We start from the raw sequence: 24,538 nt of genomic DNA, 5'->3' as shown, positions 1-24,538 counted from the left end.
ATCGGGCGCAACGCAGTCGAGAACCACGAAGTGCTCAGCGCAGCTAAATCTATTAAGATAGATCTTTCCATTCCACTGCGTTTCAGTCGAGATGACGAGTTAATATTGAATGCCTAATTCAATATATCGCGGATATCTTCCTTGCTCAGCGATTTAAAGAAACTTTCTTCAGTTGTAATTAAAGAGTTTGCCAATGATTTTTTGCGGTTCTGCAAAGCCAATATTTTCTCTTCAACGGTGTCTTTTGCAATGAATTTGTAAATGAAAACCTTTTTATCCTGACCGATACGGTGCGTTCTGTCGATGGCTTGTTGTTCTACTGCCGGGTTCCACCATGGATCGAGGATAAAAACATAATCAGCTTGTGTTAAGTTTAAACCTACACCACCTGCTTTTATAGAGATTAAGAAGACCTTCAGTTCGGTATTCTGCTGAAATTCGGAAACAATTTCGCCACGGTTACGGGTTGCGCCATCTAAATAAGCAAATGGAATATGCTCCGCTTCAAAATGTTTTTTGAAGATATCCAGGTGTTTTACAAACTGAGAAAATACCAAAACCTTATGCCCGCCCTTAAGTACGTTATCCAATGTGTGGATCACGTTTTCGAATTTTCCAGAATCTGAAACATAGGCACCATCAATCATTACAGGGTGGTTGGCCAGTTGACGCAGGGCGGTTAATCCTTGTAAAAGCTGTACCTGTTTCTGCGCGAAGGTTCCATCGTCCATACTTTGCAATAAATCATTGCGGTATGCCGATTTTGTTTTTTCGTAATAAGCGGCCTGATCTTCGCTCATGTCGCAATAAATTACCTGTTCCGTTTTAGGTGGTAATTCTGCAGCCACTTGCTCTTTCGTTCTGCGAAGTACAAAAGGCTTGATAATCGATTGCAGTTTGCGCGCTTTTTCTTCGTCCTTTTTCTTTTCTATCGCCTGCACATATTCTTCGTAGAAGAATGCCTGTGTACCCAATAAACCGGGGTTTAAAAAAGTTAACTGCGACCATAAATCGCTTACTGAATTTTCTACAGGCGTACCGCTCAAAATCAGTTTATGTTTTGATTTTAGGCTTCTAACGGCTTTGAACGATTTTGAGGCCGGGTTTTTAATGTTCTGACTTTCATCGAGAATAATGTAGTTGAAATAAAAGTTTTTCAGTTCATCTACATCCACTCTGGTTACCCCGTAAGTGGTAATGATAATATCGTAATTGGCAAAATTGGCAACATCTTTATTTCGGTTCGTGCCTGTATGTGCCAATATTTTAAGCTTTGGCGTAAACTTTTTAGCCTCCGTTAACCAGTTGTAAATTAAAGAGGTAGGCATAATGATGAGCGAGGTCGTCTGCGTTTCAAGCAATTGGTCATCTTCCTTCACTTTTTGCAGCATGGCCAGTGTTTGGATGGTTTTACCCAAACCCATATCATCGGCCAAGCACCCGCCGAAATTGTATTCGCGTAAAAAGCTGAACCAGTTATAACCAGCTTTCTGGTAATCGCGTAAACTGCCTTTAAAATGAACAGGCATTTGCGTATCGGCAATATCCTCAAAGTCTGATAATCGCTGTAATTTGCGTTCAAGCGTAACATTAGCCAGGCTATCTTCAGCCAAATCATTGATGAGGCCGATATGGTGTTTCTTTAATTTTAGCGTTTTTCCGGCCTCGGCCAAACTGAACAAACTACCGTATTGCGTAAACCATTTATCTGGAATAATAGCCACTTCACCATCGGGCAATAAAAATTCACGTTTTTTGTGTAGAATATGTTGCTTTAGTGAAAGAAAAGGAATCTGGTATTTTCCGAACCATACCACGGCATGGATATCGAACCAATCGTTTCCTTCTTTAACTTCAAGATCTATTTTGCTGGCGCCGAAAACAAATTTTTTCTGCCCTGTGGCCTGTTCAATTTCAAAACCCGATGCCTGTAAGATTTCGATATGCTCGTTTACCCAATTTATAGCCCCGTAACTTGGATTTTCGTCGGCAGAAGCTACTTCCAGGTTGCTGAATAAAGAACTCGTTTTTTTTAGTCCTAACGATAACAGCAAATTAAACTGCTTTTTTTCCCATTCTGCCGAACGTTTGATGCGGTGGAAAATATAATTATCGGCAGTTTTTTCTAAACGTACAGTTACTCTGTGCGCATTCTCTACCGGGAAGGTATATTCTCCGTATTTAAAATATAGCTGAATTTGAGAAAGACCACCATCCACATACAAAACTTTAATTACAGGTGTGGCTTCAAACTGTTCGGTTCTGATTTCGAAGCCTTCGGCATACACATGGTGTTTTTCGATTAAAGGGGCTACAAACTTTTCAAAATAAGTGGCTTCGGTTGTTTTGGGTATGGCAATAAAACGTTTATTTAAAAAGGGTTGCAGTTTTTTCCCTTCAATATCCTGATCAAAAAAGTACAATACATCGTTAAGCAATAACCACGCAGGTTTGTTGCTGATGATCTGCGCTTCTTTAAACATAAATTCGATGCGCAGATTCTGATATTTGATGGTCGGAAAATAACGTGTTTCAGTTTCGTTCCTTCGGAAATGGAAAAGAATCGATGCAGGCTCATCAGCCAGTTCGATTTTGCGTTCTACCGGCCAGCCATCTTTGTCCATTACATACAGCTCGTTTTTGACCTTTAAAAGCTCTAATGCTTCGGCAAGTTTCTTTTCGATTTTAGGGCGAACATTTTCATAAAATTTATTGTCGAAAATTTTAGTGAAAAATTCGGTTGGCCTGATCAGCTTTTTATAATATTTTTTAATCAGCGAGTCTTGCTCAATGTCATCTAAAATCTTAATCAGTTTATAATCAATATCACTTAAACAGGCATTAAATTCTTCTGCGGTATGTGTAAAAATCCGTTGGTAAGTAAACGAAAAATCTCCTTGTGGATTGAGCTGAACAACATGAGGTTCAATTAAATAGCCCAAGTACTCATGTTTGCACAAAGAGTACACCACTTTACAGGTTTTAGAACTATCGACACGTAACATTGATGGAGATAAAAATTTTTTCTAAGCTAAGCGCTTAAAAAACTTTAAACTTACAATATTTTGAGGTTACATCAAAAAGAAGTAGCGGTTTTGAGATAAAAATTATCAGTTTTTGTTGGAATTTAGAAGAACGGTTGATTGTATGAGTGAGAATGTATCTGCCTAAAAACAAAAAAGGCATCCTGAAAATCAGAATGCCTTAAAAATTTGTTAATTATCGTTATTTCCAGCCACCGCCTAATGCGCGGTATAGGTTTACCACCGATTGTAGTTTTTGTAATCGATCGTTAATGCCACTTAATTGAGCTGTTAACAAACTTTGTTCTGAAGTTAAAACGTCAGTATAGTTTGTTGCAGAACTGTAGCGCAATAATTCTTTGGTAAAATCTACCGCTTTGGTTAACGAGGCGATTTGTTTTGCCCTTGTTGCTTCTTTTTCTGAAGCTGTTTGATAAGCGTACAAAGCATTCGAGACTTCCTGTCCGCCGGTTAACAGCGTTTGTTGAAAGTTGTAAAAAGCAATCTGTTGATTTGCTTCTGCAGTTTTTAAGCGTGCTTTATTTGCGCCTTTTGCAAAAATTGGCTGCGTTAAACCGCCTACCAAATTATAGAAGATAGATTTGCTGAAGAAATCCTGTAATTGTAAACTTGATAAGCCACCTGTTGCGGTAATGGTTAAAGCAGGATAAAAATAAGCTTTAGCTACGTTGGTGTTTTCGAAAGCCGATCTGAAACCAAATTCAGCAGCGATCACATCCGGACGGTTTTTTAATAATTGTGCAGAAACGCCGGTTTGTAAATTAGCATAAGGGGTCTGTTGATCTAAGGTAGTGCGGTTAATCGCATTTGGTGCTTTAGCAACCAAAACACTTAGTGCATTTTCAGCCTCTTTAATGCTTCTTTTTAAATCAGGTAAAGTAACTTGTGCAGCATATAAATTGGCCTCACTTTGTACAACTGCTGCGCCATTAACTACAGCACCTTGTTTAAGCTCTTTCATAGTCTCCACATCCTTGGTCCTCACTTTAATGGTTTCCTCGGTAATGGCCAATTGTTTGTCAAGCGCCAGCAAAGTATAATAATTGTTGGCAATGGTTGCAATCAACTGCGTTTGAACAGCACGTTTTGCCGCATCGCTTTGTAATAAAGTAGCGTAAGCACCACGTTTTGCACTGCTTAATTTCCCCCAAATGTCAGCTTCCCAACTGGTGCTCAGCTGTGCTTTATAGGTTTGGGTTTCTAAATTAATGTTAATCCCAGGAGGAAAGTTTAAGGAGGCCTGCGATTGTTTATTATCCGTTACGTTTACATCTGCCTGTAAGCTTGGCAATAATGCCCCACGGCTTTGAATTAAAGTGGCTTCTGCAATTTTAATGCGCTCAATCGCTTGTTTCAGGTCTAAATTTTCATTTATCCCCTGCTGGATCAGCGACTGTAAAGTGGTATCTGAAAACAACGTTTTCCATTGCAGATCAGCAATAGTAGTGGTGTCTGTTGTATTGTTATCACGGTATAACCCTTCGCTCTTAAGCTGTGGATGCTCGTATTTTTTAGTTACGCAGGCGCTTAGGCTGAGGATGGCTACACCGATTAAAATGGAATGCTTATATCTAAATTTCATGGTTTTAAAATTAATGTGGACGGTTAACCGCTAACTCATACTCTTCTTCTGTTTGTTCGCGATCAATGCCTTCCTCAAAAGGAGAACTGTTACTTATTTTTTCCTGTAAGGTTTGGAAAACAATGAACAAAGCCGGGATTACAAACACACCGAATATCGTACCGATTAACATACCGCCTACAGCACCGGTACCAATAGATGTATTACCTGCTGCACCAACACCTGATGATAACATTAAAGGCAATAAACCCAGGATAAAAGCAAAAGAGGTCATTAAGATCGGACGTAAACGGGCAGTTGCGCCATCAATAGCCGCGTTGATAATACTCATTCCCTTTCGTCGCCTGTCTACCGCATACTCTACAATTAAAATGGCATTCTTTGCCAGCAACCCCACAAGCATGATCAAGGTAATCTGTGTATAAATATTATTATCTACGCCAAAGATTTTATCGAAGATGAATACCCCGGCTAAACCGATCGGTAGTGAAAACAATACCGCCAATGGTAAGATATAACTTTCGTACTGTGCCGAAAGCAGGAAGTACACAAAGATTACGCAAAGCAGGAAGATAAAAATTGTCTGACTGCCGCTGCTTACTTCTTCACGCGATAAACCAGAAAACTCATATCCATAACCTGTTGGAAGGTGGATTGCCGCTTCTTCCTGAATGGCCTTAATGGCATCACCAGAACTAAATCCTGCATTCGGGTTACCCGTAACCGCAATTGAGGTATACAAGTTAAAACGTGAAATAGCCTGTGGCCCGTAAACTTTTTCTAAAGTGATAAACTCAGAAATAGGGGCCATTGTACCACTCGAATTGCGTACATAAATACTGGTTAAACTTTGCTGATTAGCACGGTATTTGGCATCTGCCTGGTACATTACCCTGTACTGTTTACCAAATTTATTAAAGTTTGAGGCATAAACCCCACCATAATAACCTTGCAAAACACCCAACACATCGCTAACTGTTAAGCCAGCCTGTTTAACTTTCGCCACATTTACATCAATCTGATATTGAGGAAAGTTGGGGTTGAAAGAGGTTGATGCGTATTGAATTTCAGGACGTTTACTCAATGCAGCTAAAAATGCATTACCCACTTCGTTGAATTTTTTAATGTCGCCACCTGTTTTGTCCTGCAACTGGAACTCGAAACCACCACCGGTACCAAAACCCTGAATGGTTGGTGGAGCAAAGAAAATTACCTTCGCACCTTTAATGCTGGATGCTTTTGCAAATAATTCACCAATAATGGCTTTAACATCACGCTTACGTTGATCCCACGGTTTAAGCCTCGCGATAACCATACCGTAAGAACTACCCGAACCACTGATCAAACTTCGGCCAACAACCCTAAATGTAGCTTCTACCTCTGGCACCTTGCTTACAATATCATTAATTTTTACAATAATTTTATCGGTTTCTTCCTGTGAAGTAGAAGGTGGCAATGAAATATCAGAGAAAACTGTTCCTAAATCTTCGTTTGGTACGAAACCTTTAGGCGTAGTATTCATAATCCACACTAACACCACTGCGAAAACAGCAATTCCTAAACCTGCAAGCCATCTTTTCTTACCCAGGAAACCAACAGAGCGTTTATATTTTTGTGTTACGGCATCAAACGAAGTATTGAAAGCGGTATAAAAACGCTGTAAGAAGTTTTTGCTTTTTTCGTGATCTTCTGCGTGTGGTTTTAAGAACATCGCACACAGTGCCGGACTTAATGTTAAGGCATTGATCGCTGATAAAATAATTGCGATAGCCAGTGTTAAACCGAATTGTTTATAAAATACACCCGACGAACCCTGGATAAAACTTACCGGGATAAATACCGCTGCCATTACCAGTGTAATCGAAATAATCGCACCACTAATGTCATCCATCGCATCTTTCGTTGCCTTTTTAGGATCTTTGTAACCAGCATCGAGCTTGGCATGTACAGCCTCAACCACCACAATGGCATCATCTACCACAATACCGATGGCGAGTACCAATGCAAATAAGGTTAACAGGTTAATGGTAAAACCGAACAAACTCAGGAAGAAGAAAGTACCGATAATAGCCACCGGAACACTGATTGCCGGAATTAAAGTTGATCGGAAATCCTGTAAGAAGATAAATACCACTAAGAACACCAAAATAAATGCTTCGATCAAGGTGTGGATTACCTTTTCGATTGAGGCATCCAGGAAGTTATTTACGTTAACAACGGTTTCGTAATGAACACCTTTAGGGAAAGAAGTTGCTGCTTTATCTAGAGTTTTGATCGAATTTTCAATTACTTCTTTCGCATTCGAGCCCGCTGTTTGACTAATGGCAATACCTAAAGCAGGTTTGCCATTAAACTTTACATAACTGGCATAACTTTGTGCACCAAGTTCTATTCTGGCCACATCTTTTAGGCGAAGAATCTGTCCGTTTGCATCCGCCTTAATAATGATGTTGCTAAACTCAGTTTCCGTTTTTAAACGGCCGCTATATTTTAACGTGTATTGAAAAGCCTGATTTCCCTGCTCACCAAACTGACCTGGTGCAGCTTCGATGTTCTGCTCTGCCAAGGCTACACTTACATCGTTCGGTACCAGACCATAAACGGCCATTACTTCTGGCTTAAGCCAGATACGCATGGTGTAATCTAAAGTACCAAATGCACTGGCATCACCCACACCACTAATCCTTTTAATTTCGGGGATGATGTTGATGTTGGCATAATTCTGTAAAAACTTCTGATCGTATGATGGATCATCACTGTAAATGGCAAAAATAAGTAAGTTACTCGCCTGTCTTTTTGCTGTAATTACACCCGATCTGGTTACCTCTGCAGGTAATAAACTGGTTGCCCTGGCTACACGGTTCTGTACGTTAACTGCTGCTAAATCGGCATTCGTACCCAATTTAAAGTTAACGGTAATGGTTGCAGTACCATCATTACTGGCGCTAGAAGTCATGTAAGTCATGTCTTCCACACCATTTATTTGCTCTTCCAGTGGAACAACAACACTACTCATTACCACATCGGCATTTGCTCCCTGGTACGAAGCCGATACCTGAACGGTTGGCGGCGCAATTTCGGGGTATTGCGAGATGGGTAAAGTTACGAGGCCTAATACACCTAATATTACAATTATAATGGATATAACTGTCGATAAAACGGGCCTATCTATAAATTTCTTAAACATAATTAATATGGATTACACTGCTATAGTGTGATTGCACTGACTATATTGTTAATTTTTTATTTCAGCATAAACTGAATCTGTGTTTTTTACCTCGGGTTTAATTTTAGTCCCGTCTTTTAACGATTGAAAGCCTTCTAAAATAACTTTATCACCTGCTTTAAGTCCTTTGGTAACCACATAGAAATTGCCTTTCGCTAATTCCATCACTTCAATTTGGGTATTGATTACCTTAGCCGAATCGCCTAAAATGTAAACAAATTTCTTTCCCTGTAAATCGATAGTTGATTTTTGAGGGACTAAAATTGCATTTTCAACATGCTGAGGAATTCTAACCGAGGCACTTGCTCCATTTTTTAATAAGAAAACCGGATTAGGGAATGTTGCCCTTAGGCTCGCAGAACCAGTACTGGTGTTAATCTGTCCATTGATGGATTCGATTTTGCCGTTCTGTGCATAGATTGTTCCATCGGCAAGGACCAAGCTCACCGCAGGGATGTTTTTCATTTGCTGTGCAAGTGTGTTGCCTTTATAGGTGTTTGAAAAATCTAAAAGCTGTTTCTCGTTTAATGAAAAATAGGCGTAAACCTTAGAAGTATTAGACACAGTAGTTAGTGGCTGTGTGCTGCTGCTGCTCACTAAACTTCCATTTCTGAAAGGGATACTGCCAACTACGCCATCAACAGGGCTGGTAATCGAAGTATAACCTAAATTAACCTGTGCATTTACCAATTCTGCTTTTGCTTGTGCCAAAGCAGCTTTCCTGCTTTGAAGCGTTAGCTGTGCTGCATCCAGATCGTACTTGCTGATGATATCTTTTTCTACCAGGGGTTTGGTTTTGTTTACCGTTAGCTGAGCAGCATTTACATCAGCTTCAGCACTACTAATTGCTGCCCGTGCTGTTCTAACCTGTTGCTCGTATTGTGGTGCATTAATGGTGAAAAGCAATTGCCCTTTCTTAACTACAGCACCCTCATCAACCAATATTTTTTCGATGAAACCATCAACTTTCGGACGGATATCGATGTTTTGAATGCCTTCAATTGTTGCTGGATAATCAGAATCTAGTGTTGTATTTTGTGTGTTTACTGTAAAAACAGGGTAAGCTTGTGGGCCTGCTGCTGCAGCGGCAGCTTTTTTAGCTGCATCGTTATTTCCGCAGGACGCTAAAAGCATACCAATGCTTACGCTAAAAAAGAGAGTTGTTACTTTTCTCATGGGTATTTCTGTGTGTTTAAATTTAAATTTCCGGAATTAAGGGCGTTGTCAAAAAATATAGGACTTCGATTTTCGCCGATTTTGCCCAAAAATAGAGCCTAAAAAAAAATAAATCTGTCCGAATTCTGTCATTTAATCAATCGATTGATTTATTTTGCGATTGAAAACCTATCAGATTTCCTTTAAAGTGCTGTTATATATTGTGTTGTCGTAATTTTTGGCATGAAAAACAGTGTGTAAATATCTTGCGACAGATGTTAAAAGCTGTTAAATTCAAAGGAAATATACGATTTTTTTAGAATAAATGTTGCGTATTTTAGCCAACAAAATACATAGATGGTGTCTGTTTTACACGAGATGATCAGGTAGCGTTAAGTCTATGAGGCTTGAAAAGAAGATTATTCCATTTTCTGACAATAGTCCTCGTTTGTAACGAGGATTAATGAAAACCGCATTTGTAATGCGGCGTAATATTTATCTATAATCTAATTGGATTATAAATCTCCCAAGTTCTTATGAAAAGCGAGATTTAAAAGAAGGCGATGAAATCGCTAATCCCATACATCCTCGTTATAAACGAGGACGATAAATGATCTTAAAGCAAAATAACTCTCTATGAAAACTACTCTACTTCTCCTTCAAAAACCAGTTTGGCCGGGCCACATAAAAATACATTGGTAAATTCCTTACCATCGTAATCAAATTCTATTTTAATATCGCCACCCAAAACTTTAATGGCCGTTTTAATATGGCCGGTCTGATTTTTATGTTTCGCTATAGCCATGGCTACAGCGGTTACTCCGGTGCCACAGGCATAAGTTTCATCTTCCACGCCACGTTCGTAGGTACGCACAAATAAATGATCGCCTTTATCTTCTACAAAGTTTACATTTATACCCTTTTCTGCATAAGTTGAGTTATAGCGAATGTTTTTCCCTTCAGTAAAAACATCAAAGTCTTTTAAATCGTTTTGTAAAGCAACATAATGCGGTGAGCCAGTATTCAATACATAAGCCTCACCATCTTTGGTAATGGTATCTACATCAATCATTTGCAAATCAACCCATTCGCCATTTTCTGAAATTCTGGCATAATGTGGCCCGTCTACTGCCAAAAAGTTTGTTTCGCGATCGATGATTCCGAGCTGTTTGGCAAAGGCAACAATGCATCTGCCACCATTTCCGCACATGCTGCCCAGCTTACCATCAGCGTTAAAATAATGCATCTCAAAATCATAATCCTCATGTTTGGTAATAAACATTAATCCATCGGCACCAATGCCAAATCTTCTATGGCATAGTTGTTCAACTAATTGATTATCAATATTTTTTAACGGACTCATGGTGTGGTCTATTAAAATAAAATCGTTTCCTGCGCCCTGGTATTTAAAGAAATTAATTTTCATGAAAGCTTCATTTTTTAATGCAATATTTGAGTTGCAAAAGGTAATAAGCGGTTTGTGTTTTTTAATTTAACATTTTTTAACACAAAACTAAGTGCTTTGAGGATACAAATATCGTTTATATGGTATTAAATTTGAATAAACTTACGAAAGAAAATTTGAGCAGATAAAAACTGCCTGAGCATTCTGCTTAAATCAAAGTGTAAATGCTCTTGCAAGTAATAACATTTAACAAATGAATATTATAAGCTAACCAAACAATTAGCTAGCAAATTGGCTTATAATAAATCATGGCTTTAAAAAACACAATATAGAAACACATGAAAAAAATATTAGGAATTACCGTGTTGGCTGCTTTTATAGGTGGGGCAGCAGCAATTGGGGGTTACAAACTATTTGAGCGTAACCAAACAGGCAGTACAATCACTGAAAAACAGAACTTGTACTTCGCAAACAATCCACTTAAAGTATCATCAGCTGGAACAACAGATTTTACGCAGGCAGCAGCAGTAGTTGCACCTGGTGTAGTCCACATTAAAACAACGTATGCGGCACAAAGTGGCGGTGGCAGAAGTTCTTCTCCATTTGATATGATGGAAGATTTCTTTGGCGGCGGTGGCCGTCAGATGCAACGTCAGCCTAGAGCGGCATCGGGTTCTGGTGTAATTATCAGTCAGGATGGTTATATCGTAACCAATAACCACGTAGTAGAAAATGCAGAGAAGGTTGAGGTGGTTTTAACAGACAGGCGTAAAGTTGAGGCAAAGGTAATTGGTCGTGATCCAAATACCGATTTAGCTTTAATTAAAGTAAATGCAACTGGTTTACCTGTAGTAAAAATGGGTAATTCAGATAATGTGCAGGTTGGCGAATGGGTTTTAGCCGTTGGTTTCCCGTTAGATTTAAATACTACGGTAACAGCTGGTATTGTAAGTGCGAAAAACCGTAGCATCGGTATTATTGGTCGCGAGCAACAAGGAAATGAAATTACAGAAGAGGAATATCGCGAGTATCAACGTACCGGTAAAAGACCAGATCGTCCGGCAAATACCAGTATCGAGTCGTTTATCCAAACCGATGCTGCCATTAACCCAGGTAACAGCGGTGGTGCGCTTGTAAACGCAAATGGCGAATTGGTAGGAATTAATTCAGCAATCGCATCGCAAAGCGGATACAACCAAGGTTACGGATTTGCAATTCCGGTTAATCTTGCCCGTAAAATAGTTGATGATTTTATGAAATATGGCTCGGTTAAACGTGGTTATATTGGCGTTAACTTTGTGCCGTTAAGCGGTGAAGAGAAACCTGAAGGCATTAAAACCAACGAAATAAGCGGTTTATATGTGAATGATGTAGTTGCTGGTGGCGGTGCTGCAGCAGCAGGCATTAAATCAGGTGATGTAATCAAAAAAGTTGATGGCGTAGTGATTAATGATTCTCCTGACCTTCAGGAAAGAGTTGGTCGTTTAAATCCAGGCGATAAAGTTAAATTAACGGTATTACGTGATGGTACACTGAAAGATTATAGTGTAACTTTAAAAGGCGAAGCCAGTGTTGGTTTAACTGCTAAAAATGCAACAAGCAAAGGCGCTGAAGTTTCTAAATTAGGTGCAACTTTTGCTCCTGCTACTCAAGCACAGAAATCGAAGTATGGCATTAACAGTGGTGTTGTAGTAACCTCCGTAACCACAGGAAAAGCATTTGATAATATTGGTGTTGAAAAAGGTTTAATCATTACCAAAGTAAATGGACAACCTGTAAATTCTGTAGCTGATGTTCAAAAAGCATTGCCTTTAGGTAGAAACAACATGGTGAGTATTTCTGGTGTTGGCGAGCAAGGTTCTTATAACTATAGCTTCCCGGCGCAGTAATTGATCTGATAAAAAATAGTTTTAAAAGCGTCCCGATTTTATCGGGACGCTTTTTTTTAATCCTGATGGATCGGTTCGTGATTGGCGTGGCAGGCATCTGCACATTCCTCGCAGGCAACAGCACATTGTCTGCAATGTTCATGATCGTGCTTGCTGCATTCGGCTGCACAAAGCCTGCATATTTCTTCACAGAGCAATAAATATTGATGCCCGATAATTGAATCTCTTTGCAATAACCTGGCTGCTTGGGTACAGATATCTGCGCAATCCCTATCTAGTTTAATGCAGTCAATCATCATGTTGATGTCTTCTTCTTTTAAGCATGACGATGCACAATGCTCGCAAGCTAGCGCGCAATCTAGTAGAGCCTGGATTAAACCATGGTTGTTTCTCGTTTCCATATTGTAAAAGTTTTGGTTATACCTATTTTGTATATTAATAACCTGTTGGAAATTAAACTGTTTTAGAAAAATTGAAATTGCCGACTGGTTCTAGGAAATCTCGAAATGTTAAAATATCTTAAATAACGGGCTGTTCGTCCAAATCTTCGTACTCAAATCAATATTCATCCGTTTTTCATAATCAAGATTTAGTTTCGCTATTTACCGATTGATAATCAGCGTTTACCGATACGCTATAAAATAATTTTTTTTATTGTTCCATATTTGAATCAGCAACAAAAACCGAATATTATGGCTTTAGCTAGCATTAACCTCAGCGTAAAACAATATTTCAATTTCATGTGCAGAACGGATTTTGAAAGGCGGATATTTCACGATACTTACAAAGAATTTCAAAAGAGATCAAAAATATATAGCTTAAACCAGCACTTGCATACTTTTGCTCAGATGCAGCAAGCCAGCGAAAAGGCAAATGCGTTACACCAAAAACTTCAGTACTCCGTAATAAACAGCATTGCTGCCTTAGAACATAAAATACCTGTGTTGAACGATTTAGAAGGTCATCCGATTCTTTTCGATTGGGCCGAACTACATATTTACGCTTCAGATCTGTTAAATAAAGCAGCGCATGTGGTATCGATCACCTATACCAGCCCGAAATTAATTTTACACGAAATCATTGGTGACCTGTTAATCTTAAGCTATGATGGTAAAGAACACGAAACATTAGTAGTGAAAATTACCGAAAATCTAATGGTAAATTATGAGCAGCGCAAAAGCCTGGTTTACAGCTAAATTTAAATCCCGATAGCCAGTATCGATTATGATAGCAATTTATACATTGGGTTGATCTTTGCTTTTCAGGTAGAAAAGCGAAGGCAAAGGCCTGTTTTGAATGTGCCTTATTGATAAAATCGGGCAATATATCGAGTAATGATGGATTAAATCGGGCAGCAAAATGGGGCTTAAAGGGCAAATTATCAATATATTTAGCAATTATTTACATAATAAAAAATAAAAAATTGATTTATAGGGATTTAACTCTATCTTTGAAACAAATTAAAATACAATATAATGCAACAAGGAACAGTAAAATTTTTTAATGAAACTAAAGGTTTCGGATTTATCACTCCATCTAATGGCGATGCCGAAATTTTTGTTCATGCTTCAGGCTTAATCGATAACATTCGCGAGAATGATACCGTAAACTACGATGTAGAAGAAGGTAGAAAAGGCCTAAACGCGGTAAATGTTAAAGTAGCTTAAGAAAACTCGAACACATAAATCGTAAAAAGTCCCGATGCAAATCGGGACTTTTTTTGTGCGTTAGATTTTAGAAATTAAAGTCTTTTTCTAATTTCATCATTAATGAAACTAGTTGTTAAGTCGTTATTCATTAATACCTTACCTTCTTTATTAATTAAAAAGAAATAAGGGATGTTATAATCGCTTAAGTTTTTAGCATTTGGCGATTTTGCACCTTTTAAGTCCGAGTACTGCGGCCAATCTAGTTTATCATCCCTAATTACATTAACCCACCAATTTCTTTTTGTATCTAAAGAAACACCAATAAACTCTACATCTTGGTTTTTATACTTTTTATACAGTTCGGATAACATTTTATTATTTTCTCTGCTTTTTGTATTATAGGAGGTCCATATAATTACAAGATTTACCTTTTTTAATATTTTTTTATCAAACAAATCATCGTTTGGGTTTTGGCCTTCAATATTTGGCATTTGGCTTCCAGCCATCATTCTGCTTGATCTTGTAATCTGCTCTAATAGCTTTATTCCAGCTTTGCTTTCTTTCAACTCATTGTTTAATGAATTAAATATGTTTACATAAGCTTCAGTATAAGTATTAACTAAGCCAAGCTGGTCGAGTATGAATATCGTATTTGGTGAGTTTGGGAATTTATCATGGTAGGTTTTGATAATGCTGAACTGCAGCTTTTCATTTTTTTCCATCCATTTATTTAGGTTTTTTGCTTTATCTTCTACATTTTCTCGAGTAGAATTGTCAAATTCTCTTTGAGCAAGATTTAAACTATCCATCACACTTTTGCTCATTGCCTCTTTGATTTTGTAATATTCAATAAATTCTTGTCCGTTTTCTGATGGTGATGATTCAAATGGGAAATACTCCATATCATCTCCATCAAGATTCAATTCAAAATCTCCATTATTTAAGTAAAACCAGTGTTCAGTATACCTGTTAGGGGTCTCCACTCGAAATGTAGCATAACCTTCCTTCGGAAAATTTATTGTGAATTTTTGATAACTGTTGGTTATATTTTCCACCTTGTAAGTTTCCCCTGTTATCGTGCTGTAAATACTAATAACAGAGTTTGGTTTAAAGTTTTTAGTACTTACGAGGAATCGTGCTGTTGAGGGCTTGCATCCAGGCAGAATCAAAATCAGAAAAGCAGAAAAATAGAGCAATATTTTCATATAAATAGTTTGATTATGCAATATAACGAAAAGATTAGTTATGCAGGTTTGAATAAATAAAATAAATTTTTTTAAAAAAAATCGTCATTGTGAGGAGGAATAGTGAAGCAACCCTAAAGTTTTGGTCACTACAGCTTCTCTTGTGAAATTGCTTCGTGCCTCGCAATGACGGATATTCTGTAAGTAAAACCTTAAATAATCCTATATTCTTTCAATTAATTCCGAATATGCTTTAGAATGTTTCTAAATAAATGTTTTATCGTTGTTTTGTCATATTCGTTTATAAATTAAACTCATAATTAGATACTTTTGCAAGAAATTTAGATATAAATCCTAATCAAATGAGTGGTTTCGGAAATGCATTTTCTTCTTCAATAGGGAAGAAATTCATCATGGGTATTACAGGTTTGTTCCTGATACTTTTTTTAATTGTACACTGCGGTATTAATGCTTTAATTTTTATTAGCGACGGTGGTTTAACATTTAACGTAGGCGCACATTTTATGGCCACTAACTGGATTATCCGGGCTGGCGAGATTGTGTTGTTTATTGGTTTGCTTGCGCACATTTTTCAGGCGTTACGTTTAACATTACAAAACCAAAAAGCACGCCCGGTTAAATACGCCGTAAACGATGGTAAGGCAAACAGTAAATGGTATAGCCGTTCTATGGGCTTGCTGGGTACGCTTTTGCTGATCTTCCTGGTAGTTCACCTGAAAGATTTTTGGGTAGTTTCCCGTTTTACAGGAATCCCAACGGTTGATGCCAACGGACATGAAGATCTTTATGCGGTAATGAAAGAAAAATTTCAGGATCCGGTAAGGGTTGCTGTATATATTTTGGCTATGTTTTCTTTATGCTACCACTTATTGCATGGTTTTGCTTCGGCATTCCAAACATTAGGATGGAACCACTCAAAATATAACGGTATAATTAAAGGAGCTGGCGTTTGGTATTCGGTTATTATTTCGATCCTTTTCGCAGCCATGCCGATTGCAGTTTATTTTGGTCTTATTCAATAATTTTTAGCACAAAAGATATGTCAGATATTAATTCAAATATTCCAGAAGGCGAATTAACCAGCAAATGGACAAAATATAAGTCTTCTGTGCCTTTGGTTAACCCATCGAACAAAAGAACTATTGAGGTAATCATAGTAGGTTCGGGTTTAGCAGGTGCTTCGGCAGCGGCTACTTTGGCCGAGATGGGTTACAAAGTAAAATGTTTCTGCTTCCAGGATTCGCCACGTAGGGCACACTCAATCGCTGCTCAGGGTGGTATCAATGCAGCAAAAAACTATCAGAATGATGGTGATAGCGTTTATCGCCTTTTTTACGATACAATTAAAGGTGGCGATTATCGTGCCCGCGAAGCCAATGTGCATCGTTTGGCCGAAGTTAGTGCCAACATTATAGATCAGTGTGTGGCTCAGGGTGTGCCTTTGGCACGTGAATACGGTGGCTTGTTAGATAACCGCTCATTCGGTGGTACACAAGTACAACGTACTTTTTATGCAGCTGGCCAAACGGGTCAACAGTTATTATTAGGTGCATATTCTGCTTTGGAACGCCAGATTGGTATGGGTAAAGTAGAAATGTATACCCGCCATGAAATGCTTGAGGTTGTTAAAATCGATGGTAAAGCACGGGGTATTATTGCCCGTAACTTAATTACAGGAGAAATTGAGCGTCATTTCGGCCATGCGGTAGTACTAGGAACAGGTGGTTACGGTAACGTATTCTATCTTTCTACCAACGCAATGGGTAGTAATGTTACTGCAGCCTGGAAAGCACATAAACAAGGTGCTTATTTTGCAAACCCATGTTACACGCAGATCCACCCAACCTGTATTCCGGTTTCTGGTGATCACCAATCTAAATTAACCCTAATGTCTGAGTCGTTACGTAACGATGGACGTATCTGGGTTCCTAAAAAGAAAGATGATAACCGTAAAGCTTCAGAAATTCCCGAAGATGAAAGAGATTATTATTTAGAGCGCCGTTACCCTGCTTTCGGTAACTTAGTTCCTCGTGATGTGGCCTCCCGTGCTGCGAAAGAGCGTTGCGATGCAGGTTATGGAGTAGGTGCTTCTAAGCTGGCAGTATACTTGGATTTTAAAGCCAACACAGAACGTTACGGAAAAATCGAAGCTTCTAAAGCAGGTAACCACAATCCTGACAAAGAAACCTGTATGCGCTTAGGTACTGCAGTAATTAAGGAAAAATATGGTAACTTATTCGATATGTATGCGCAGATTACCGGTGAAAATCCTTACGAAACACCAATGCGTATCTACCCTGCGGTTCACTATACCATGGGTGGTTTATGGGTTGATTATAACTTAATGACATCGGTACCTGGTTTATACTGTACTGGCGAGGCTAATTTCTCCGATCACGGTGCCAACCGTTTAGGTGCATCTGCTTTGATGCAAGGTTTAGCTGATGGTTATTTCGTTCTTCCTTACACTATTGGTGCTTACTTATCAAAAGAGATTTCGGTAAAAGCAATTCCTACTGATCACCCTGCCTTTGTAGAGGCTGAAGAAAGAGCAGTTGGTATTTTGAATACACTGATCAATATTAAAGGAACTAAGTCGGTAGATCATTTCCACAAACGTTTAGGTCACATTATGTGGGAGAAATGTGGTATGGCCCGTAACGAAAAAGGTTTAAATGAAGCAATTCAGGAAATCAGAGCTTTACGTGCTGAATTCTGGAGCGATGTTCGTGTACCTGGAACAGCTGATGAGTTAAACACCGAATTGGAAAAAGCTGGCCGTGTTGCTGATTTTATCGAGCTGGGCGAGTTGATGTGTATTGATGCGTTAAACCGTAACGAAAGTTGTGGTGGTCACTTCCGTGAAGAGTATCAGACAGAAGAAGGAGAAGCACTACGTGATGATGAGAATTATGCTTACGTAGCCGCTTGGGAATTTAAAGAAGGTGTAAACTTCGAGCTTCACAAAGAAGAGCTGAAGTTTGAAAATATTAAAGTAGCACAAAGAAGTTATAAATAAGATGTGAGAATTGAGATGTGAGATAGGAGAAGAGGCAAGTAGTCTCAAATCTAGTGTCTAACATCTCGAGTCTAATATCCAAAATCTCAATATCATGAGTACAGGAAATATGAACTTAACGCTAAAAGTTTGGCGTCAAAAAAATAACAATGCCAAAGGTGCTTTGGTAGATTATAAATTGGCCGATATTTCACCGGATATGTCTTTCTTAGAGATGTTCGATGTATTAAACGAACAATTAATTAACAAAGGCGAAGAGCCGGTGGTATTCGATCACGATTGCCGCGAAGGGATCTGCGGAATGTGTTCGATGTTTATCAACGGCCGTCCGCACGGACCAAAAGACTTGGTTACTACCTGTCAGTTGCACATGCGTTCTTTCAAAGATGGCGATACCATTGTTGTTGAGCCTTGGAGGGCAGCTGCTTTTCCGGTAGTAAAAGATTTAACCGTAGATCGTTCTGCATTCGATAGGGTTATTGCTGCTGGCGGCTTTATTTCGGTAAACACAGGTAATGCGCAAGATGCGAACAATCTGCCAATCCCTAAAATGCAGGCAGATGCTGCTTTCGAAGCCGCAGCTTGCATTGGTTGTGGTGCTTGTGTGGCAACCTGTAAAAATGCTTCAGCAATGTTATTCGTATCAGCTAAGATCTCTCAGTTGGCATTATTACCACAAGGTCAGCCAGAGCGTTACCGCAGGGTGCAGAGCATGGTTGCGCAAATGGATGCTGAAGGTTTTGGTAACTGTACCAATACTGGTGCTTGCGAAGCCGAATGCCCTAAAGGAATCTCTTTAGAAAACATCGCTCGTATGAACCGTGATTTTGCATCTGCAAAATTTATTTCAGAAGAAACCGTTTAAAAGATATACTGTGCACCCAGCTTAACCGCTGGGTTCTTGAGCCTCCACGTTGTGGAGGCTTTTTAGTTTTAACGGGAACTACAAACTAATCATAAAATAGATAAAAATAGCTGTTGAAGACACATTCTTGGTCTAATGCCGATTAATAGACCAAGAATAAATAATAAATTAAATTTTAATGATTTGTTAGCAAGCTAGCGATTAAAACAGATACACATTTAACATTTGCCCGCTGTTGTGAAAACATATGAAACTTTATAATTTAAAATCGAAAGCTTGCACAACAAAGTGGGCTCAAAATAAAAGTTTGCGAAAGTTGTAATAATCTTATGTTTGCATATTAAAATTTTGCATATTTAGAAATTTTATTCTGTAATATTTGCATATACATTAAAATTTTTCTAAATTTAGTCTTCCGAGACAGGAGAGAAAACATAAAACCCCGGCAATTTTGCTGGGGTTTTGTGTGTTTAGCCAATTGCCAATTTCGGATTTACTTCATACTGAAGTTAACATTGATGTTGTATTTTACACGAACAGGTCTTCCATTTAACAATCCAGGATTCCATCTTGGCGATTTGTTCAATACCCTAAGGGCTTCTTTATCCGTTTCTGGTGTTAGGCTTCTAGTGATCTGAACATCGCTTAAAGCGCCATTTTTCTCTACTACAAAAGAGGCAAATACTTTTCCCTGTGTGCTGTTTCTCTTAGCTACTTCAGGGTACTTAATCTCACGACCTAAGAATTCATAAAATTTCTTAATTCCTCCAGGGTAATCGGGTGTCTTTTCCAGGGAGGTAAAATCATAAACTTTGTTTGGATTGTCTTGTGCTTTTGCCTGATTTAAGGACATAGCGATGCCCATTAGGGCTAAAAAGATTAGCTTTCTCATTTGTTTTTTTATTAAAATGTTGATTATTTAGTTTTTCTTAGGCGTTGCTTTTGGTTTTTTTGTGGTAATAATCACCACTCCATTTTTGCCCTTATCACCATAGGTTCTTGCAGATGAATCTTTAAGCACTTCTATTGATTCAATAGATTCCTTGTTCAAACTTTTTATCTCTGAAACTTCTTTTCCGTCAATGATATAAAGCAGTTTTGCCTTGGGGTCAAAATCTCTGTTCAATAAGTATCTTACTTCTTTGGGCGAATCAATATTAGGTATTGATGGGCGAACGCTAAATCCTGATACCTTCCCTTTTAACTTGGGATCGACAATTTTTATTGGAGCAGTTTTAAATTCGTCATTGCTTAAAGAACCATTTTTGGTTTTAACTTCTATTACCCCCGCAAAACCATCAGCGCCATATCGCGCCGTTGCTAAACTATCTTTTAGGATGCTTACAGATTCGATGTTATTGGGATTAACTTCGTTAAGTGATGATGAACCCCTTATATACTGTTTATTGCCATCTATTACAATTAAGGGTTCAGTGCCAGGGGCGCGGACGCCTCTAAGCGTAATCTTGGTTGTTTTTGTAGTATCTGCCTTTTGAGCAAAACCAACGAAACTAAAACTCATCATTATGGTAAAGGCGATTATATTTTTCATTTTGGTTAGAATTTTCTTTTAAGTTCGAAAAAATTAGAAGTTTTGTCTATAGTAAGCTCCTTTGGATCTGGCTGCCTGAAAGCACTGTTTTTTGCTTCTTTAGTGGTAATTAAAATTGCTCCATCTTTGGCCCTTGTTCCATATAGGCTTACTGCAGTTTGATCTTTTAAAACCTCAACAGATTCAATGCTATTTGGGTTTATCGAATTTATCTGACTGTTTTCTGCTAGTTTAACGCCATCTAATATAATAAGACCGTTAAAATTGATGCCGTTTTTAAGTCTTATGTTGGTAGGAGTTTGTGATAATGTTTTAAGCGGTTTAGGAGGATCAGTATTAAGTGTGAAATTAACATTGATATTATATTTTACCCGCACGGCTAAGCCATTCTGGATACCTGGATGCCATTTTGGCGATTCCTTTAAAACCCTTATTGCTTCTTCATCGGTACCACTTCCTAAACCCCGTGTGATTTGGATATCTGTTAAAGAGCCATCTTTTTCAACAACAAAACTGAGAAAAACTTTACCCTGAACATTATTCTCCTGTGCCATTTTTGGATACCTGATGCTGCCACCCAGGTATTTATAAAACTTGCTTATACCGCCTGGAAATTCTGGTTGTTTCTCGATTGAAACGAAATCATATACTTTATCTGTATTTTCAGATTTAATAGAGCTGGTTTCTGTTTCAGCGGTTTTAGGAAGAAAAGATATGATATTAATCTTGTTCAGATTTACATATCCATCCGATTTAGGTAATAACTTATTCCTAAACTCTTCCGATGATTCTGGGATTTTAAAACTTACCGTTAAGGCATATTTGCCATCTGCCACAGTTTTAAATCCTTTATAGGATAAAATCGTTTTCATCACTTCTTCATCGCAACCTGCCCCTAGTTCTACATTCGATGTAATATTGGTAACCCTACCACCTTTTAGATTAAACTTTATCTGGGCGTTACCTTGTACCTCATCGCTGTTGGCAGCGCCTGGGTATTTAATATTTCTTAATAAAAACTGATAAAATCCTTTCCAGTTTGCATCTGTTTTGCCATCAACTGAAATTTTAGGTGCTACAGTTATCTTCTCAGGCGTTGTAACCATGTTTTCTACAATCTCAATCGGCTTCTCTAAAGGGATTTGATCGGTAATGGATAACAACTTCTCATTTTTGCGGACAGTAGCCGAAGAAAACACAATCAGAAGGGCAAACAGTGGAATAAAAATTCCATACTTCATAATAGCGATCTTTTTAGACCGCTCTTTATGAAGCATGAAAATTCTTTTTTTGATCAATGATTTTTCCAAAAAGCCATTTGTTAAGGCATTTGGTGAAATACCAAACGACTTACTTAGCAATAACATGGCATACTCGGCTTTATCACCCTGAAATTCGGCAGCAAGTTCATCAGCTAAAAACTCGTGGATATTTTTAATAGCCTTTTTATAAAGATAAATCACCGGGTTTAACCAGGTAATAACCCCTATAATTTCGAAAAATAAAACATCTACTGTATGCCATTGTTTGATGTGTGCTTCTTCATGAATATCAATCACATCCATTTGTGGCAATTCCTGATCAATTACTTTTTTACCAAAAAAAGAGAAAGCCGAGCCAGCTTTGCTTATTGAGATGAGTTTTTTAACCGCTAATAGGTTAAATACCAATCTACCTAAGAAGAACAAAATACCTGCGCAATAGATGTAAACGAATGCATTCCCCCAGTTAAAACCGGTATTATGCTCCGTTACAATCGTTGCCTGTGCTAATACAGCTTCCCAATTAACTGAAGTATAAACCTGTTGTGCAGCCCTTTGCTCCGTTAGCCATTCTAAACGGATAAATGGTATACATAACGACAAAACGCCCGCAGATACTAAATAAACGCGGTTTAAAGTGAAATAGGTCTCCTTATCTAACAGTAATTTGTAAAAACCGAAAAAAACAATTAAGTATAAGTTCACCTGTAACAGGTAGTGGGCAAAACTCATTTTGGCTTATGTTTAATTTTATTAATCATTTTTAAAATTTCATCAACATCACTTAAATCCAGTTTTTCTTCTTTAACGAAGAAAGAGAACATACTCTCTACCGAATTTTCGAAGTAATTGCCTAACAGTTTTTCTGTTGCATGGCGTTTATATTCTTCTCTGCTGATTAGAGGATGGTATTGGTGGGCCTTACCGAAGGCCTCGTGACCAATAAAACCTTTGGTTTCTAAAATTCTAATAATGGTTGATACGGTATTGTACGCAGGTTTAGGGAGGGGTAGCTCATCAATAACTTCTTTGACGAATGCTTTTTCCAGTTGCCATAAAACCTGCATAATCTGTTCTTCGGCTTTGGTTAAATCTTTAATTTCCATAATAGTTAATAATAATAAGGATGATAGCAAATTACTTTGCCTTAACTAAAGTTAAAACTAATTAATTAGTTATCCAAATTTTATTGAATAAATTATTAGAAAAATTAATGAAAATGCGTTTTTGCTGTCTTTTAAGGTTTTACTTTAAGAAAAGTAATTAGATTTAAATGCTTATTCTATTGTAAGTCAGGTATTTGTGTGTGGGTTGCGAAGGTGAGGGCTATATCGTAATCAGGTTGTTTTTTATGCCATATACCACTAATCCGGTGCGCGATTTAATATTTAATTTCGCAAAAAGAGATTCCCGGTAGTTATCCACTGTGCGTGGACTAACATTCATAAGGTCTGCAATTTCTTTATAAGTAAGTTCGGTACTGCAATATTGTAAAAACGTAAGTTCTCTTGCAGAGAATACTGGTTTTTGATCGCTGTCTTTCAGCGCCACCAACAATCTGCCCGATACCAGTTCATTTACATAAAAACCCTTGTCTACTATTACTTTAATTGCAGTTAGCAGATCAGATGGGGTTGATTCTTTAAGCATGTAGCCGCCGGCACCAGCTTTAAGCATGCCAATAATCGCTTTTTCATCTTCGAGCATACTTAATGCCAGCACATGTACATTCGGATGATTAGTTTTAACCCATTTAGTTGCTGCAAAGCCGTCCATTACCGGCATATTAATGTCCATTAATACCAGTTGAACATGTTTGTGATTGTTTATTTTAGACTGGAGATCTAATCCGTTCACAGCCTCAAACGTGACATTTATTTCGTCAAATTCTTCCAATAGGCTGGCCAATCCGGAACGGAAAAGCGTGTGGTCATCAACAATAGCGATAGAGATACTTTGGTCTTGCATACAATTAAGGGTATGGAACTTCTATTGAAATGGAAGTGCCTTCGCCTGGAGTCGAATTTAATATTAATTTTCCATTGATCATCTCAATTCTTTTATAAATAGAATTTAGTCCCATTCCCGATTTTTTTGATTTAATTTCTTCAGGGTTAAAACCAATCCCATTTTCTGCAACCCTTAAATGTAAAATATTGTTTGTCAGATGCGAATCGATTTGAATACAGGTTGCCTGGGCATGCTTTATAATATTATTGATGATTTCCTGCAATAAACGAAGAAGGATTAAATCTTTATTCGGAGATGTAATTTGCAGATCGGTTAACCGGTTATCGATTTTTAATTCGTAAGCCCCAGCCTTGTTCAACCAGTTAATTTCCTGATCAATTGCGTGGCCAATGCCATTTTCTACCAGTTGTTCGCCGTGTAATAGTTTTGCCAACTCCCTTAATTCTTTAATGGATTTGTTAACAAGGGCTAACGAATTGTCGATTTTCTTCCTGGCCTTTTCTCCATCGTTTAAATTTACAGAGTTTAAGGTGAGTGTGGTAAGGCTGAGCAACTGGCCAACATTATCATGTAATTCTGTTGCTATACTTTGCATCGTTTGATCTTGTACTTCAACGCGGGTTTGAAGCATTTCGGATTCAAATTTTTGCTGCATATTCTGCTTTTCTAGTACATGATTCTTTTTGTGCCGGTTGTAAGACCTAATGTATAAAA

19 protein-coding genes are annotated in these 24,538 nt (G+C 38.0%); 6 read left to right on the top strand and 13 right to left on the bottom strand.

Going from position 1 to position 24,538, the window contains the following annotated elements:
• Positions 1 to 113: 113 nt before the first annotated feature.
• From ASU31_RS06300 to dapF, 5 genes are all read right to left on the bottom strand, one after another.
• A complete protein-coding gene (locus ASU31_RS06300; protein WP_057931508.1) occupies positions 114 to 3,005 on the bottom strand; it encodes a DEAD/DEAH box helicase in 2,892 nt (963 codons plus the stop codon).
• Between the two features lie 220 nt (positions 3,006 to 3,225).
• Entirely contained in the window at positions 3,226 to 4,626 is a 1,401-nt protein-coding gene (locus tag ASU31_RS06295; protein ID WP_057931507.1) for an efflux transporter outer membrane subunit, read from the bottom strand.
• Positions 4,627 to 4,636: 10 nt separating this feature from the next.
• Entirely contained in the window at positions 4,637 to 7,813 is a 3,177-nt protein-coding gene (locus ASU31_RS06290; protein ID WP_057931506.1) for an efflux RND transporter permease subunit, read from the bottom strand.
• Between the two features lie 48 nt (positions 7,814 to 7,861).
• A complete protein-coding gene (locus ASU31_RS06285) occupies positions 7,862 to 9,028 on the bottom strand; it encodes an efflux RND transporter periplasmic adaptor subunit (protein ID WP_057931505.1) in 1,167 nt (388 codons plus the stop codon).
• A gap of 622 nt (positions 9,029 to 9,650) precedes the next feature.
• Positions 9,651 to 10,433 carry a diaminopimelate epimerase gene (dapF, locus tag ASU31_RS06280; protein WP_057931504.1) on the bottom strand — a complete coding sequence of 261 codons (783 nt, stop codon included), beginning with the start codon at positions 10,431 to 10,433 and terminating at the stop codon, positions 9,651 to 9,653.
• Between the two features lie 317 nt (positions 10,434 to 10,750).
• On the opposite strand from dapF, the gene ASU31_RS06275 reads away from it, so the two are divergent.
• Positions 10,751 to 12,301 (top strand): trypsin-like peptidase domain-containing protein, encoded by a 1,551-nt coding sequence (locus tag ASU31_RS06275; RefSeq protein WP_057931503.1) that lies wholly within the window; start codon positions 10,751 to 10,753, stop codon positions 12,299 to 12,301.
• A 56-nt stretch (positions 12,302 to 12,357) separates the two neighbouring features.
• Here the strand turns inward: ASU31_RS06275 and ASU31_RS27160 are convergent, their stop codons facing one another.
• Positions 12,358 to 12,702 (bottom strand): four-helix bundle copper-binding protein, encoded by a 345-nt coding sequence (locus tag ASU31_RS27160; protein WP_083505280.1) that lies wholly within the window; start codon positions 12,700 to 12,702, stop codon positions 12,358 to 12,360.
• Positions 12,703 to 12,993: 291 nt separating this feature from the next.
• Between ASU31_RS27160 and ASU31_RS06270 the strand changes: the two genes are divergently transcribed.
• Both ASU31_RS06270 and ASU31_RS06265 read left to right on the top strand, forming a co-directional pair.
• Positions 12,994 to 13,497: a hypothetical protein gene (locus ASU31_RS06270; RefSeq protein WP_057931502.1), complete on the top strand. Its 504-nt coding sequence runs from the start codon at positions 12,994 to 12,996 to the stop codon at positions 13,495 to 13,497.
• Between the two features lie 279 nt (positions 13,498 to 13,776).
• On the top strand, positions 13,777 to 13,968 hold the full coding sequence (locus tag ASU31_RS06265; RefSeq protein ID WP_010599638.1) for a cold-shock protein: 192 nt from the start codon (positions 13,777 to 13,779) through the stop codon (positions 13,966 to 13,968).
• Between the two features lie 74 nt (positions 13,969 to 14,042).
• On the opposite strand, the gene ASU31_RS06260 is transcribed toward ASU31_RS06265, so the two are convergent.
• The gene (locus ASU31_RS06260; protein WP_167346162.1) at positions 14,043 to 15,005 is read right to left on the bottom strand and encodes a TlpA family protein disulfide reductase; all 963 of its coding nucleotides are present in this window, start codon (positions 15,003 to 15,005) and stop codon (positions 14,043 to 14,045) included.
• A gap of 491 nt (positions 15,006 to 15,496) precedes the next feature.
• Here ASU31_RS06260 and ASU31_RS06255 point away from each other — a divergent pair, with 491 nt between their 5' ends.
• The 3 genes from ASU31_RS06255 to ASU31_RS06245 all read left to right on the top strand — a co-directional run bounded on the left by ASU31_RS06255 (position 15,497) and on the right by ASU31_RS06245 (position 19,039).
• Positions 15,497 to 16,177, top strand: a complete 681-nt coding sequence (locus tag ASU31_RS06255) for a succinate dehydrogenase cytochrome b subunit (protein WP_057931500.1) — start codon at positions 15,497 to 15,499, stop codon at positions 16,175 to 16,177.
• Between the two features lie 17 nt (positions 16,178 to 16,194).
• On the top strand, positions 16,195 to 18,174 hold the full coding sequence (locus ASU31_RS06250; RefSeq protein WP_057931499.1) for a fumarate reductase/succinate dehydrogenase flavoprotein subunit: 1,980 nt from the start codon (positions 16,195 to 16,197) through the stop codon (positions 18,172 to 18,174).
• Positions 18,175 to 18,268: 94 nt separating this feature from the next.
• Complete coding sequence (locus ASU31_RS06245; RefSeq protein ID WP_029278232.1) at positions 18,269 to 19,039, top strand: succinate dehydrogenase/fumarate reductase iron-sulfur subunit; 771 nt, start codon at positions 18,269 to 18,271, stop codon at positions 19,037 to 19,039.
• 493 nt (positions 19,040 to 19,532) lie between these two features.
• Here ASU31_RS06245 and ASU31_RS06240 read toward each other — a convergent pair whose 3' ends face one another.
• From ASU31_RS06240 to ASU31_RS06215, 6 genes are all read right to left on the bottom strand, one after another.
• A complete protein-coding gene (locus ASU31_RS06240; protein WP_083505279.1) occupies positions 19,533 to 19,931 on the bottom strand; it encodes an energy transducer TonB in 399 nt (132 codons plus the stop codon).
• Between the two features lie 27 nt (positions 19,932 to 19,958).
• The gene (locus ASU31_RS06235) at positions 19,959 to 20,591 is read right to left on the bottom strand and encodes a TonB-dependent receptor plug domain-containing protein (protein WP_057931497.1); all 633 of its coding nucleotides are present in this window, start codon (positions 20,589 to 20,591) and stop codon (positions 19,959 to 19,961) included.
• Positions 20,592 to 20,596: 5 nt separating this feature from the next.
• On the bottom strand, positions 20,597 to 22,585 hold the full coding sequence (locus tag ASU31_RS06230) for a M56 family metallopeptidase (protein WP_057931496.1): 1,989 nt from the start codon (positions 22,583 to 22,585) through the stop codon (positions 20,597 to 20,599).
• On the bottom strand, positions 22,582 to 22,959 hold the full coding sequence (locus ASU31_RS06225) for a BlaI/MecI/CopY family transcriptional regulator (protein WP_029280636.1): 378 nt from the start codon (positions 22,957 to 22,959) through the stop codon (positions 22,582 to 22,584). Before ASU31_RS06225 ends, ASU31_RS06230 begins: the two co-directional genes overlap by 4 nt.
• Positions 22,960 to 23,179: 220 nt before the next feature.
• Positions 23,180 to 23,821, bottom strand: coding sequence for a response regulator transcription factor (locus ASU31_RS06220; protein WP_057931495.1), 642 nt, complete (start codon positions 23,819 to 23,821; stop codon positions 23,180 to 23,182).
• A 4-nt stretch (positions 23,822 to 23,825) separates the two neighbouring features.
• Positions 23,826 to 24,479: a sensor histidine kinase gene (locus ASU31_RS06215; RefSeq protein ID WP_167346161.1), complete on the bottom strand. Its 654-nt coding sequence runs from the start codon at positions 24,477 to 24,479 to the stop codon at positions 23,826 to 23,828.
• Positions 24,480 to 24,538 lie beyond the last annotated feature (59 nt).

Source organism: Pedobacter ginsenosidimutans (genome assembly GCF_001442625.1).
GTDB lineage: Bacteria > Bacteroidota > Bacteroidia > Sphingobacteriales > Sphingobacteriaceae > Pedobacter > Pedobacter ginsenosidimutans.
The sequence above is the reverse complement of the archived record's forward strand: the minus strand, read 5'-3'. Positions and strand labels throughout refer to the sequence as shown.